At 63.7% G+C, this 14,877-nt stretch carries 12 protein-coding genes; 6 read left to right on the top strand and 6 right to left on the bottom strand.

Features of this window, described 5'->3' with window-relative positions; all coding sequences use genetic code 11:
* Together VNZ93_RS21975 and VNZ93_RS21980 are read left to right on the top strand one after the other, a co-directional pair.
* Positions 1-1,596: type I secretion system permease/ATPase (locus tag VNZ93_RS21975; RefSeq protein WP_325710377.1), on the top strand; the 1,596-nt coding region annotated here is incomplete at its 5' end.
* Positions 1,593-2,897 carry an HlyD family type I secretion periplasmic adaptor subunit gene (locus VNZ93_RS21980; protein WP_325710380.1) on the top strand — a complete coding sequence of 435 codons (1,305 nt, stop codon included), beginning with the start codon at positions 1,593-1,595 and terminating at the stop codon, positions 2,895-2,897. The genes VNZ93_RS21975 and VNZ93_RS21980, both read left to right, overlap by 4 nt.
* Before the next feature lie 13 nt (positions 2,898-2,910).
* Here the strand turns inward: VNZ93_RS21980 and VNZ93_RS21985 are convergent, their stop codons facing one another.
* From VNZ93_RS21985 to VNZ93_RS22010, 6 genes are all read right to left on the bottom strand, one after another.
* Entirely contained in the window at positions 2,911-3,690 is a 780-nt protein-coding gene (locus tag VNZ93_RS21985; protein ID WP_325710382.1) for an ABC transporter permease, read from the bottom strand.
* Positions 3,687-4,463: an ABC transporter permease gene (locus VNZ93_RS21990; protein WP_325710384.1), complete on the bottom strand. Its 777-nt coding sequence runs from the start codon at positions 4,461-4,463 to the stop codon at positions 3,687-3,689. Before VNZ93_RS21990 ends, VNZ93_RS21985 begins: the two co-directional genes overlap by 4 nt.
* Positions 4,460-5,275 (bottom strand): ABC transporter ATP-binding protein, encoded by an 816-nt coding sequence (locus VNZ93_RS21995; RefSeq protein ID WP_414710154.1) that lies wholly within the window; start codon positions 5,273-5,275, stop codon positions 4,460-4,462. Before VNZ93_RS21995 ends, VNZ93_RS21990 begins: the two co-directional genes overlap by 4 nt.
* Entirely contained in the window at positions 5,247-6,299 is a 1,053-nt protein-coding gene (locus VNZ93_RS22000; protein ID WP_325710389.1) for a hypothetical protein, read from the bottom strand. Before VNZ93_RS22000 ends, VNZ93_RS21995 begins: the two co-directional genes overlap by 29 nt.
* Positions 6,300-6,371: 72 nt before the next feature.
* Positions 6,372-7,301, bottom strand: coding sequence for an ABC transporter substrate-binding protein (locus VNZ93_RS22005; protein WP_325710392.1), 930 nt, complete (start codon positions 7,299-7,301; stop codon positions 6,372-6,374).
* A 67-nt stretch (positions 7,302-7,368) separates the two neighbouring features.
* Positions 7,369-8,028: a TetR/AcrR family transcriptional regulator gene (locus VNZ93_RS22010; RefSeq protein WP_325710395.1), complete on the bottom strand. Its 660-nt coding sequence runs from the start codon at positions 8,026-8,028 to the stop codon at positions 7,369-7,371.
* A 160-nt stretch (positions 8,029-8,188) separates the two neighbouring features.
* Between VNZ93_RS22010 and VNZ93_RS22015 the strand changes: the two genes are divergently transcribed.
* The 4 genes from VNZ93_RS22015 to VNZ93_RS22030 form a co-directional block, all read left to right on the top strand.
* A complete protein-coding gene (locus tag VNZ93_RS22015) occupies positions 8,189-10,279 on the top strand; it encodes a hydantoinase/oxoprolinase family protein (protein WP_325710398.1) in 2,091 nt (696 codons plus the stop codon).
* On the top strand, positions 10,276-12,411 hold the full coding sequence (locus VNZ93_RS22020; protein ID WP_325710401.1) for a hydantoinase B/oxoprolinase family protein: 2,136 nt from the start codon (positions 10,276-10,278) through the stop codon (positions 12,409-12,411). The genes VNZ93_RS22015 and VNZ93_RS22020 overlap by 4 nt, the downstream gene beginning before the upstream one ends.
* A complete protein-coding gene (locus VNZ93_RS22025; RefSeq protein WP_325710404.1) occupies positions 12,408-14,210 on the top strand; it encodes a CocE/NonD family hydrolase in 1,803 nt (600 codons plus the stop codon). The genes VNZ93_RS22020 and VNZ93_RS22025 overlap by 4 nt, the downstream gene beginning before the upstream one ends.
* An 86-nt stretch (positions 14,211-14,296) precedes the next feature.
* Positions 14,297-14,877: glycosyltransferase (locus tag VNZ93_RS22030; protein WP_325710407.1), on the top strand; the 581-nt coding region annotated here is incomplete at its 3' end.

The raw sequence follows: 14,877 nt of genomic DNA on the forward strand, positions 1-14,877 counted from the left end.
CCGACCCTGATCGGCCTGTGCGTCATCGCCGCATTCCTGTTCGGCATGCTCGCGGTCATCGACATCATCCGGTCGCGCATCATGGTGCGGATCGGGGCCAATCTCGACGAATCCTTGAGCAGCCGCGTGTACGAGACGCTCGTCAAGATCCCGCTGCGGGCCGGCAACCGCAGCGACGGCCTGCAGCCGTTGCGCGATCTCGACAATGTGCGCTCGTTCCTGTCCGGCTCCGGACCGATCGCGTTCTTCGACCTGCCCTGGCTTCCGATCTATATCGCGATCTGCTTCGTCTTCTTCCACTTCTGGATCGGGATGGCCGCCTTGGGCGGCGCCATCCTGCTGGTCGGGCTGACGATCTTCACCGAGATGTGGACCAGGAAGCCGATGAACGACGCTTCCCAGGCCGCGCTCGCGCGCAATGGCCTTGCGGAAATCTCCATCCGCAATGCGGAAGCCATTTCGGCCATGGGTATGCTCGGACGCATTTCGGCGCGCTGGGCGGACGCGAACCGCCGCTACATGTCGAGCCACCGCAAGTCGAGCGATGTTGCAGGCGGGCTCGGCGCGGTGTCGAAGTCGATGCGCATGATGATCCAGTCGGGCGTGCTCGCCGTTGGCGCGTGGCTCGTGATCAACCAGCAGGCGTCGGCGGGCATCATCATCGCGGGCTCGATCCTGTCGGCGCGTGCGCTCGCACCGGTCGACCTGGCGATCGCCAACTGGAAGGGCTTCCAGGCTGCGCGCCAGAGCTGGGCACGGCTGAACCGGCTGCTTTCACTTTTCCCGGCGCAGCGGGACGTCATGCCGTTGCAGGCGCCTCAGGTCAGCCTCGCGGTGGAGAACGTAGCCGCGACGCCCCCTGGCGTGCAGAAGATCATCGTGCAGGATGTCAGCTTCGTTCTGCGGGCCGGCAACGGTCTCGGCATCATCGGGCCGAGCGCGTCGGGCAAGTCCTCGCTGGCCCGTCTCATCGTCGGGCTGTGGCAGCCTGTGCGCGGCCATGTCCGGCTCGATGGCGCGGCGCTCGACCAATGGATGCCGGAAGCGCTCGGCAAGCATGTCGGCTACCTGCCGCAGAATGTGGAGCTTCTCGCCGGCACGGTTGCGCAGAATATCTCGCGCTTTGAGCGGGAGCCGAGCCCGGAAGCGATCATCAATGCGGCCAAGACCGCGGGGGTCCATGACCTGATCGTCAAGCTTCCCGAGGGCTACGAGACCCAGGTTGGCGAGCAAGGCAGCGCCCTCTCTGCCGGACAGGCCCAGCGGATCGCCCTCGCCCGTGCACTTTATGGTGATCCGTTCCTGGTCGTGCTGGACGAACCGAACTCCAATCTCGATTATGAGGGCGACGAGGCGCTGGCGCGGGCCGTGATGAGCGTGCGCAAACGGGGCGGCATCGCTGTCATCGTCGCGCACCGGCCGAGCGCGCTGGAAGCCGTCGACCTTATTCTTGTCATGGGCAACGGCCGCATGCAGCATCCGGTCGGACCGAAGGATCAGGTATTGGCCAAGGTCCTGCAGCGCCCGGCGCCGCAGCCGGCGCCTGCTCCATCGACGCAACCGCTTCAGGTCGTACCGAACAGATCGCCCGCATGACCCAACGATCCGCAGCGCAGCCCTCGATCCGCCGACACATCATTGCCGGCGCGGTGGTCGTCGCCATTCTGGTCCTGGGATTCGGCGGCTGGGCCGGCACGACGCAATTGTCCGGTGCGCTCATTGCACCGGGGCAGATCGTCGTCGATTCCAACGTCAAGAAAGTGCAGCACCCGACCGGCGGCATCGTCGGCGAGGTCCGGGTGCGCGACGGCGACACCGTCAAGGAAGGCGACGTCGTCGTGCGGCTCGACGAGACCGTCACGCGCGCCAACCTGTCCATCGTCACGAGGGGGCTAAACGAACTGATGGCTCGCAAGGCGCGCCTCGAAGCAGAGCGCGACGGCCAGAGCGAGATCACCTTCCCGAAGATGCTGGTCAACGCCGCCTCCGACCCCGAAGTCCGCAGCATCATGGATGCGGAACGCAAGCTGTTCGAATTGCGCCGCACGTCGCGCGCCGGCCAGAAGTCGCAGCTGAAACAGCGCATCAACCAGCTTGAGGAGGAGATTTCAGGCCACACCGCGCAGCGCAATGCCAAGTCGCAGGAGGTCGAGCTGATCAATCGCGAGCTCGCCGGCGTGCGGGACCTGTTCAACAAGAACCTGATCCAGATGAACCGGCTGACCCAGCTCGAACGCGAAGCGACCCGTCTCGAAGGCGAACGCGGATTGCTGGTGGCAACCACCGCTCAGGCCAAAGGCAAGATCAACGAACTCGAACTGCAGATCATCCAGATCGATCAGGAGCTGTCGAGCGAGGTGGCGAAGGAAATGCGCGACGTCGACGCCAAGATCGGCGAATTCGTCGAGCGCAAGGTCACCGCCGAAGACCAGCTCCGCCGTATCGATATTCGCGCGCCGCAATCGGGGACCGTGTTCCAGTCCACCGTCCATACTGTCGGCGGCGTGATTTCGGCAGGCGATACGATCATGCTGATCGTGCCGGCCGCCGACAATCTGACGGTCGAAGCAAAGGTCAATCCGCAGGATATCAACCTGTTGCAGGTCGGTCAGAAGGCGATCCTGCGCTTCACCGCCTTCAACCAACAGACGACGCCCGAAATCGACGGCACCGTGTCACGCATCTCGGCCGACATCACGACCGACCAGCGGACCGGCGTGGGCTATTACACCATCCGCATCGCGCTCCCCGCCGAGCAGGTATTGCGGCTCGGCGATGTCCGGCTCGTGCCCGGCATGCCGGTCGAGGCATTCGTGCAAACCGGCGACCGTACGGTGATGTCCTATCTCATGAAGCCGCTGACGGATCACTTCAACCGCGCCTTCCGCGAGAAATAGGACCGTGCAATTCCTAGCGATGCGGAGCGCGCCATCGCAGAAGCCGTGCCTCGATCAGTGACAGCAACGTGCCGCTGACATATCCGATCGCGCCGAGCAGGATCACGCCGGCGTAGAGATCGGCCGACTGAAACGACCGCGCCGCAAGGAGAATGGCCTGGCCGAGCCCGGGGCGGCTCGCCAGCATTTCGCCGACGACAGCCAGAATAAGCGCGATCGTCAGTCCGACGCGCATGCCGGACAGGATATCGGGCATGGCGCTGGGCAGCGCGATCTTCCAGATGATCTCGAGCCGCGACAATCCCAGCGCCCGGCTGACCTGATAGAGCCGCGGCTCTACCGCAGCGAAGCCATGGACGGTGGCCAGCAGCATCGGCCACAGCGCACCGAACGCGATGACCGCCAGCACCATGGCGTTGGTCAGGCCGAAGAGCGCAATCGCGACCGGCATCATCGCCGATGCCGGCAGGGGCCGCAGGAATTCCAGGGTCGGCTCGACATAGGCGCGAGCCGACTGCGATACGCCGATGATCGCGCCCAGCACGATGCCGACCAGCGACGCGAGCAGCCAGCCGTAGACCATGCGCTCGATCGTCGCGATGGTCTTGGTCAGCAGATCGCCCTCGGTCAGGCCATAGATCAGCGCATCCCATGTGCGTTCCGGCCCGGGCAGGAACACCGGCGACACCAGCCGCTGCTGCGCGACGACGTACCAGACGAGAACGAACAGCAGGCCGACGCCAAAGCTCGCGAGCAGCCAGCCGATGCGATTAAGCTGTGGCAGGGCGATCATGGGTCGATCCGCACCAGCGCGGCCGGGCCGAACAGCCGGCTCTGCGACCACAGCATCGCGTGGTTCAGCGCCCAGCCGACCACCCCCAGCCAGACCAGCAGGGCCAGCATCAATTCGGGCCGCAGGGTCTGCTGCGCGAGCATCATGTTGTAGCCGAGGCCCAGCGGATTGGCGGCGATTTCCACCGTGACGGCGACGATCAGTGCGATACCCGCTGCCAGCCGGAACGCCACGAAAATGCGCGGCAGCGCGGCCGGCAGAACGATTTTCCAGACGCGCGCGAAAGCTCCAAATCCGAGCGCCCGCGCGACCTGAATGAGCCTCGGTTCAACGCCCGAGACCGCGGTCCGTGTCAGGATCAGGACCGGCCAGAACGCGGCAAAGGCCACGATCGCGATCTCCATGCGAAAGCCAAAGCCGAAAATGAGCAGCGCAATCGGAATCAGCGCCACGGCGGGAATCGGACGAAAGGCTTCGATGGAGAATTCCATCAGGCGGTCCGCTGTTCGAACGAGACCGAGCAGGATGCCGATCAGAAGTCCAAGGCCGGCGCCGATTGCGAGACCGGCGAGCGACGTTGCGAGCGTTTGAAGGGTCGCGACCGCGAGCGTTCCGTCTGTCAACGCACTGAAGAATGCGAGGACGATCGCGGATGGCGAGGCCAGCATCGAGCTCTCCCATCCGGTCAGACGCGCCGCCAGCTCGGCGATGACGACAAAGCCGACCGGGATCACCAGCCCGCGCCATCCGATGCGTCGCCCCGCTCCGCTCAATGTTCGACCTCCTTGATGACGTCGAACAGATCGCGCCGAAGCTTGAGGAAGTCCGGCCGCTCGCGGGTGGTGAGTTGATCGCGCGGGCGCGGCAGTACGATCGGGAATGTCACTTCAAAACGGCCCGGATTCGGTCGCATCGCCACGACACGGTCGCCCAGATAGATCGCCTCTTCCAGATCGTGCGTGATGAACAGGACCGTCGCGCCGGTGCGCGCCGCGATCGACAGCACCTCGTCCTGCAGAGCCTGCCGGGTCATGGCATCGAGCGCGCCGAACGGCTCGTCCATAAGCAGCACGGCTGGATCCTGTGCGAGGCATCGTGCGATCTGGAGCCGCTGCTGCATGCCGCCCGAAAGCTGGTTCGGAAATTTCTCCGCATGCGCCGACAGCCCGATCAGGTCGAGCAATTCTGCGATCCGCTTTTCCCGCGAAGCCTTCGGATAGTTGCTCGCCTCCAGCGCAAGGGACACGTTTCCAGCGGCCGTGCGCCATGGTAGCAGCGCCTTGCCGTAATCTTGGAATACGATCGCGATGTCCTGACGTGGCCCGGTCACAGGTTTGCCGGCGTAGGTCACTCTGCCCTTGCTGGGCATCAGCAGCCCGGCCGCGAGATTGAGCAACGAAGTCTTGCCGCACCCCGACGGACCGACGACGGACAGAAACTCTCCCTTGCGGATCGAGACGTCGATGCCGGTCAGGATGAGCCTGCCGCCGAGCGTCAGTTCGACATTCTCGAACGCAATCAGCGTGTCTTTCGGCTGTGCGTCCAGCACTTGATCCTCACGACGGGTTGCATGAAGCGCCGGCATAGGTCTCCAGAATCCGCTGCACGAGATCGGGCTTGCGGGCGCGCGCGATGCCACATTCGGTGGCGATACCAAATTCCGGAACGAATTCGCGTGCGGTCTCGATGCGAGCGATCACACCGTCCACGCCCGCTGAAACATGCACGACGCCGAGATAGATTTCCGTCCGCGGATCGAGCTTGAGATTGGCGAAGGGCGCAAAATATGCCCTGTCCGTCCGGTCGACCGGCACAGGAAAATGCATGTAGTTGATCAGCCGGTCGACCGCCTGGGCCATGTCGTTCGCGACATCGACCATGCGGCTGGCATCCTTCGGCTCGATGAAATGCCTGGCGCCGAAATCGCCGTAGCAGAAGTGGATCCCGATCTCGACGTCGCCCGGAACGGGAGCGCAAATTCTCTGCATCCGGGCCATGATCTCGGCTTGCGAGGCGCCGGTTGCCGGGAACCAGTCCTGCGGCTGACCATCGAGCGCGATCATCTCGTGGCAGAAATCCCACTGAATGCAGAGATGCTCGTGCGGGATTGCATCGCACAGCCGCTTCACCTCGGCGATCATCGCCTTCTCATAGGCCGCCTCGATCGCCAGCACATCCTTTGGCGCTGCAAAGGCGTAGATGGTACCGAACGGCGTCGGCATGCACACCTGCAGCCGGACGTGATCGGGAAAGTCGCCCCGTTTCTTGGCCGCCTGCAGGTCGAGATAAGAGGCGCGGGCTTCACGCGCATAACCAAGTTCGCCAAACGTGATCTCGCCCGGTTCCACCCCCTCGGCCAGCGCGAGGAGCGGAAATTTCGATGTCGAACGCACCGCACCCGAGGGATCGGGCCGCAGGTACGGACTCGACCGCAGCAACGGATACTGGAAGCTTGCCCAAAGCCGCCGCGGCCCGATCTCGCCGTCCGGCATGCGCTTGAGCCGCGATCCGATCATCCGGCCAACCGTCTGAAGAATCTCGTCGACCGAGTCGAGGCCGATACTGCCGACCAGATAGGCACTGTCGGGAAGTCTGGAGTCTGCGGACATGGGATCGCCTGTCGCAAAAGATGAGCCTGTGAGGGTTCGGCGGGCCGGACGGTCCGGCCCGCCTGTTTCGCGTCATGGAACGATGACGTTCTTGAGATTCACGTCCCCGCGAATCATCCCCTGCGACTTCATGATCGACACCCACGGTGCGAGGTTGCTGTCCCTCAGCTTGGAATCGAACTTCGGGATGCTGACCGCGGCAACAGCCGGCGGCGGCAGCTTCAGGAATTTGGCGACGATCGCGCGCGCCTCATCCGGGTTGGCGTGAGCGTAAGCCGATCCTTCGTCGAAGCCCGCGCGATACGCCTTGATCGCATCCTGGTTCTTGTCGGCCCAGGCCTTCTTGGAAGCGAACACGGTGATGCTCATGCCCGCAGGCATGTCGCGAATGAAGTTCGACATCAACTCACCGGTCTTGGTCCCGATGATGCGCGACATGAACGGCTGGATCGCGACCACCGCATCGACCGAACCGGACTTCAGGATCCCTTCCATCTGTGGGAACTGGGTTTCGACATACTCGACCTTCTTCCAGTCGACACCCTTCATCGTGAGCCATTCGCGGAACATCACGTGCAGGAAGGCATTCAGCCCGGGTACGCCGACTTTCTTGCCGACAAAATCCGCCGGCGTTTTGATGTTTGATTCAGGCCGCACGACGATGCCGAAATTGCTGTCGTCCTTGACCGTCTCGGTGTAGCCGGAGACCGCGACGATATCGAGACCGCCGTTGACTGCCTGCAGCAGAACCGATGCGGTCGGCATCGCGATATCGACCTCTCCGGCTTCCAGCGCAGCCGGATTTTGCGAATTGAGCGGGATCGGCTTCAGCGCGACTTCGATGCCATGCTTGGCGAAGAATCCCTTGTCCTGCGCCAGCAGGACCGGAGCGAGGTCGAACACCTGCTGATGTCCGAACGTCACCTTCTTCTGGGCGTGGGCCGGCACGGCGGCGAAGGCGCCGAGCAGGACGGCCGTGGCGTATGCGGCAATTCTTTTCATCATTTCCTCCTTTGTCATTCTGGCGCGGGTTGCCCCCGAGTCCGGTTGTTGACGATGGTGCATCACATCATGCGCGCGATGCCTCCTTGCGGCCCGTCTCCTGCGCGCAGGCTGCAGCCAGCCCCTCGAAAGCGCCAACAAGAAACGGCAAGGCATAATCATAGGCCCGTTCGAGATCGCGACTGGAATGCGCGCGCCGCGAAATCACGGCGAGGAGATCATTCACGGCGAACATGCCGAACATCACCGACACCATGTGCGTGTAGCCGCGCGCCACAGCCTCTTTGGTCAGCCGCGGATCGGCCTGCTCGATCGCGCCGATAACAAGATCCTGTGTTTCCTTGAAATGCTTGGTGATCAGGCGTGCCCAGCGTTGCTGCTGACCGGTCTGCGCGAGCAGACGGCCATAGGAACGCCAGCCCGCACCACCTTCCAGCATCAGTTCGAGATGAGGCCGCAGGAATACATCGATCACCTGCCGGAGATCGGGCTTGCTTTTCAGGCGGGCGAACGCCTCACGGCGCCGCGCATTCAGTTCATCGGAACGACGCGCGATGATCGCCTCGAACAGCTTTTCCTTGCTTTCGAAGTGATAATTGATGAGCCCAAGCGGAACGCGAGCTTTCGCCGCGACATCGCGCATCGAGACGATATCGAAACTCGCGGCGGCGAAAAGATTTTCGGCCGCATCGAGAATAGCCGTCCTCGTATTTTCGCTACCGCGCAATTGTCCGATCCTGCAGACCCGTTGACAAACGATTTGTACAGTTGTTCAACTCGAAAGCAAGAGCGATTGCAGTCGCGGGCGAAACTTCGCCGCGTCTGCGCTGTCTCAACAAAAAACAATTCGGCACCGCAGCAAATTGCGATGCCACGGGGAGAAGACATTGGGATTCTTCATCGGAACGGATGTCGGCGGCACCTTCACGGATGTTTGGGTTTCGGCCGATGACGGGCAGACGCGCGTCTTCAAGTCGCCCACCACCGCGGATGTCCTCGGCGGCGTGATCGACGCCATCGGACTTGCGGCCGAAGCCTACGGGCTGAGCTTCGAGCAATTCTGCGCCAAGATCGAACGGTTCGGCCACGGCACCACCGTCGGTCTCAATGCGCTGCTGACCGGCAACGCCGCGCGCACGGCAATCCTGACCACAAAAGGATTTGGCGACACGCTGGTGATCGGACGTCTCAAGCGCCAGACCTCCGGCATGAACGAGATGGAGCGGACCGACGCCTATCTGCGTAACCAGATCCCGCCGCTGGTGCCGCGCGATCTCGTGTTCGAAATCGATGAGCGCATTGACGTCAAGGGCAATGTGATCAAGCCGCTCGACGAGGCGCAGGCTCGCGGCGAAATTCGCAAGCTCAAGGATCGCAAGGTCGAGGCCGTCGCGATCTGTACCCTGTGGGCAACTCACAATGCGGTACATGAGAAGCGGCTGCGCGAGATCGTGCTGGAGGAATTGCCGAACGCATTCGTCAGCGTGTCGCACGAGATTTCCCCGGGCGTCGGCGAATATGCGCGCATGTCGACCACCGCAGGCAACGCCGCGCTCGGCCCCCTCGCCGGCCGCTATCTGTCGAGCCTCGAAGCCCGGCTGCAAAAGGCCGGCATGAAAGTGCCTGTGCTGATGATGACATGCGCCGGCGGCGTCCTGCCGACGGCCGTGCTCAACGACCGCCCGGCCTACGCCCTGTTCTCCGGGCCCGCCGGCGGCGTGATGGGATCGCGGGCGACCGGCGCACAGGCCGGCTTCGACAACATCGTGACGATGGATATCGGCGGCACCAGTTTCGATGTCGGCGTCATCGTGTCGGGCAAGCCGATCATGCGCTCGGAAATCTCGGTCGCTGGCGCGGATATCCGCGTGCATTCGATCGACGTGGAATCGATCGGGGCCGGCGGCGGTTCGCTCGCCCATGTCGAATTCGGCGAGTTGCGCGTTGGCCCGCGCAGCGCGGGCGCAAATCCCGGCCCCGCCTGTTATGGCCGCGGCGGTACACGTCCGACGGCGACCGATGCCGATCTTGTGCTCGGCGTTCTCGATCCGGACAACTTCATCGGCGGGCGTATGAAGCTCGATATCGAAGCGGCAAAGCGCGCCATCGACGAGCATGTCGCCAAACCGCTCGGCATGAGCGTCACAGAAGCCGCATGGAGCATCCGTCAGATCCTCGACAGCAAGATGGCGGACCTGCTCCGCCGCATGACCATCGAACGCGGCTACGATCCGCGCGATTTCACGCTGCTCGCCAATGGCGGTGCGGGGCCATCGCACGCATGGGTCCTCGGCGAAGAACTCGGCCTCGACAGCTTTATCGTGCCGGCCGCTGCAACGGCGGAGTCGGCCTATGGCACGGGCAACTCGGATCTTGGCTTCACCGCCGAGCGGCCGTCATATGCGCGTATCTCGCCGGGCGCGTCACCGAATGAAGCCCAGCTGCAACATGTGACGGCGGCGCTCAAATCCGCGGTCGACGAAGTGAAAACCAATCTCGCGCTCGCTGGCCCCAAAGGTGACATCCGGGTCGAGACCTTCATCGCCATCAAGTTCCGCGGACAGACCAATCATCTCGACATCCCGTTCACCGGGAGCAGCTTCACGCTCGATACATTCCGCAGCGTGACGCAAACCTTCGAGAAGCAGTACGAGGTGTTGTTCGGGCGCGGCGCGGCGTTCTCGAATGCGGGTTACGAACTGATCTCGGTGCGCGCGATGGGAACGGGCGAACTGCCGCCCCCCGCACTCGCGACCAAGGGCGAAGGCTTCGAGCCTCGCGGCACGCGGCCGGTCGTGTTCCGCGACGCGAAGAAGGCAGTCGACACTGCGATCTACCGCACCTCGTTCCCCAGGGATGGCGAGACGGCGCAAGGTCCGGCGATCATCGAATTCCCGGGTCAGAGCGTGGTGGTGCCGCCCGGCGCCACGGCACGCGCTGACCGTTTCGGCAACATTCATGTGAGGCTCGCATCATGAGCGAGATCAACGCTGTCACCTTCGAGGTGATCCGCAACCGCCTGGTCGCGATCTCGGAAGAAATGCGGATTGCGCTGCAGGCCGTATCCGGCTCGCCGACCGTCACCGAGGCGTCCGACTTCTTCACCGGCCTGTTCCTGCCGGATGGCGCCGTGGTGTCGATGGGTTTCCAGGTCTCGTTCCAGGCACCCGTTTGCGGTCAGGTCATCCGGCACATCAATGGCAAGCCCCAACTCAAGGTGAAAGACGGCGACATCTTCATCGGCAACGATCCATATATCGGCGCGCTGCATCAGAACGACGTGCAGATGATCGGCCCGATCTATGCCGGCGACGAGATCATTGCCTGGGCGGGCGTCGAAGCGCACGAGACCGATGTCGGCGGCATGGATTTCGCGAGCTGGTGCCCCAAGGCCAAGGAAATCTGGCAGGAAGGCATCCGCATCCCATGCGTGAAGCTCGTCGATCAGGGCGAGATGCGCGACGACGTGCTGGAAATGATCGTCACGGCTTCGCGCCTGCCCGATCAGCTCGGGCTCGACATCCGCGCATTCATCGCGACGGTGAACGTCGCACGCCGCCGGGTAACCGAGTTAGTCGATCGCTATGGTGCGAAGACTGTCACCGATGTGATGAGGCGCATGATCGCCTCGTCCGAGTCCCGGCTGCGCGCGCGCCTGAACGAACTGCCGGACGGCACCGTGCATGCAGCCGACTTCATCGAGCATGATGGCCATCAGAACGTGCTCTACAAGATCGACTGCAAGGCCACGAAGAAGGGCGACCGCCTGACGCTCGACTTCTCCGGCTCCAGCAAGCAGGCGCCGGGCTTCATCAATGCGACGCGCTCCGGTCTTGTCGGCGGGTGCGCCGGCGGCATCCTCACAACGCTCGGTTTCGACATTCAGTGGAATCAGGGCCTGCTCGATCCGGTCGAAATCGTTGCGCCCGACGGGCTGATCTGCACCGCGCAGTTTCCGGCGCCGGTCGGCTCGGCCACGGTCGAGACCATCTGGTCGGTCAGCAACGCGGTGATGGCCGCGCTGAACAAGCTGCTCGCCACCTCGCCGAAATATCGCTATCGCGCGCAATGCATCAGCGATGGCTGCATGGCGACGTTCAATCTCGGCGGTGTGAACCAGTATGGCGAACCGTTCGGGCTGCATCTGATGGACCCGCTGGCGGCCGGATCGGGCGCATTCGCGACCAAGGACGGCGTGGAAGCCGGCGGACCGATCACCTCGCCCGTCTCCTGCATCGCGGATGTGGAGCGTAACGAGCAGGCGGTGCCGCTGTTCTATCTGCATCGCAAGCTGACGCCCGATACCGGCGGCGCGGGAAAGCATCGCGGCGGCTTGTCCGCCGAGGTGGCGCTGACGCTCGGCGGCATCGAGAAAGCCATGGCGCTGGTCATGACCCACGGCGCGGAATCGCCGAACACCGCGGGTCTCGCCGGCGGCTGGCCCGGCTCCACCGTGGTTCAGTCGATGGGCTGGGGTGCCATTGAGGGCGGCCGGCCGCACGACGCCGGCAAGTGGGAGCGGTTCGGCCCCAAGCCCGGCCTGATGCCAATGACCAATCGCGACGTCTATTCGGTGATCTGGCAGGGCGGCGGCGGCTGGGGCGACCCGCTGGAGCGCGACGCGAGCGCGGTTGCCAACGACGTTCTTGCCGGCGCGGTCAGCGTCGAGACGGCGCGCGACATCTATGGCGTCGTCGTTGCGAACGGCGCCGTCGACGATGCTGCGACCGAGCGCCAGCGCGAGAGAATCCGCAAGAGCCGCGTGGGCAACTTCGACACCGATCCCGCGAAGAAAAGCGCGGCGAAGCCGATCGCGTCGCTGAGCGAAGGCCTGTTCGTTGTACAGGACGAACGCGGCACGCATGTCACGAGCAAAGCGGGGTTCATTCTCGCGACCAACAGCACGGCATGGCGCAACGGTGCGAAGTCCGTCACCTTCGACAAGCTGCCGGACCGTTACCGCATCAACCTGCACGCGGATCTCTGCTGCACAGTGCATTATTGCCCGGCAAGCGGCGCACAGCTCGCCGTCGACTTCCACCGCAAGGGCGAACCGCCGGCAGATGACCTTCTGCTGGATATCGCATCACTGCCGAGGCTGGCCGCATGACCAAGCTCCCGAACCCGTTTCTGACCGCGGCCGGCGATGAGTTGCCGACACAATATGACCGGCCGCCGGAATTTGACGGGTTCATCGAGGAGCGCGACATCAAGGTGCGGATGCGCGACGGCGTGCATCTGTCGATTGATGTCTATCGGCCGAATACGAAAGACAAGCTGCCGGCGCTGCTCGCCTTCGCGATCTACAACAAGGATCTGCAATCTCCGGATATCGCGGACGCGCTGACACCGCAGCCATCATGGTCCGCCATGTGGACCGGCTGGCTCGAAGCTGGCGATACCCGCTTCCTCACCTCGCGGGGCTATATCCACGTGGTCGGCGCTCCGCGCGGCATCGGCAAGTCCGAGGGCGGCGGATCGCGCGAATTCGACAGCTACGATCTGATCGAATGGATTGCGCAGCAGCCCTGGTGCGACGGCCAGGTCGGCATGATCGGCATTTCAGGTTTCGGCGCCGAGCAGTTCAATGTCGCCAAGCAGCAGCCACCTTCGTTGAAGGCGATCTTCCCGTTCGATCCGCGCGGCGCTTACGGAACGCTCGGCAGCTTCCGCGAAGAATATCACGGCGGCGTGCTGCACCTGTTCCGCTATCTGCTGTCGATCAATCTGGTCGCGCATCAGAACAAGGGACAGCCGGGAGAATTGCCGCCGGAGCGCGAAGCGCTGTGGCGCGAGGCGATGGCCAACCCGGACTTCAAGATCTATCCGCACGTCTACAACATCCTGACCCAGAAGGGTCAGCATCTGCCCGCGATCTTCGATCTGCTGATCCATCCCTACGACAGGGAAGAAACCGTCGAGAAGGCGGAAGCGGATTTCAGGAAGATCAACATTCCCGCCTATACCGGCTCGGGCTGGTACGCCTACGGATACAAGACGCATCTCAACGGCGCGCAGAACTGGTTCCGCAACATCGATGTGCCGAAGAAGATCACGTTCGGAGGCCCGTCGCATCTCGAACGCCCCTTCCGGTCCTTCCATCAAGAAATTTTGCGCTGGTACGACCACTGGCTGAAAGGCATCGACACCGGGATCATGAGCGAGCCGCCGGTGAAATACTGGGTCACCGGCGCCAACGAATGGCATTCCGGCGAAGACTGGCCACTGCCTGAAACGCAATGGACCAAGCTCTATCTCTCCAGCTGGGGACGCTTGCGGCCGCAACCCTTCCTCCCCTCCAGCACTGACGGGCGCCTCGCACCCGATGCCTTCGTGCAGATGCCGATCACGCAGACCAACGAGGTGCAGCGCCTGCGCTACATGAGCGAACCGCTGGCGCAGGACACGCTGATCGCGGGTCCGATCGTGCTGAACCTGTTCGCCGAGATCGATCAGGACGACACCAACTGGATCGTGGTGCTGAGCGATGTCGGGCCGGACGTTTCAGTGCGGACAGCGCGGGAGGGTGAACGCGATATCCCGCGCGATCTGCCCGAACGTGAGCTCACACGCGGCTGGCTCAAGGCCTCGATGCGCGAGCTTGATCCGAAACGCTCAAAGCCCTGGAAGCCCTGGCACAAGCTGACCCGCGCGGCGAAAAAACCTGTGGTCCCCGGCGAGGTCACCGAATACGCGATCGAGCTGATGGCGACCGCTAACATGTTCAAGGCCGGGCATCGCATCTGCCTCGACATCACGAGCCTCGACGTGCCGACCGGCGTCGGCGGGGCGACCAACGTCGAATACATCCCCTATCACATCTGCGACCACCGGACGGTGCTGCACAAGGTGCACCACGACGAGGCGCATCCGTCCCATCTCCTGCTGCCTGTGATTCCCCAGGGGTAGGACGGGGAAATCGGACCCGTCCCCGCGACAGGAGGCCCCTGCCCGCCTCCATGACAATGCGGCCGCGACGCGCTAATCAGCGCCGCATGACACTGTGGATCGCCGCCCTGTCCTTCGCGATCTGGGCCTATTGCTTGTTATTTCGCGGGGGATATTGGCGCGCCGAGGTGCTGGGCGACAAATCCCTGCCGCCCCCTGACGCGTGGCCACACATCGTCGCGGTGATTCCGGCCCGCAACGAAGCGGACGCCATCGGCGACAGCCTGACCTCCCTGCTGATCCAGGATTACCCCGGCCGCCTCTCGGTCATCGTGGTCGATGACAACAGCGAGGACGCGACCGCCTCCATCGCCGAAAGCCTTCCGGAGCGGACCGGCTCGGCCGTACCGCTTACCGTGCTGAAGGGGCAGCCGCTGCCGGATGGCTGGACCGGAAAGCTCTGGGCGCTCGAACAGGGCATCGCGGCCGCGACCCTCGAAGCGCCAAGCCACCTCCTCCTGACAGACGCCGATATCGTCTACGAACCCGGCGCGCTCCGCACGCTCGCGGCCCGTGCCACGTCCGGCCGATATGTCCTGACCTCGCTGATGGCCAAGCTCCGCTGCGAGAACCTCGCCGAGCGCGCCTTCATCCCGGCCTTCATCTATTTCTTCCAGATGCTCTATCC

The organism is Pseudorhodoplanes sp. (assembly GCF_035565795.1).
In the GTDB taxonomy this organism is placed as follows: domain Bacteria; phylum Pseudomonadota; class Alphaproteobacteria; order Rhizobiales; family Xanthobacteraceae; genus Pseudorhodoplanes.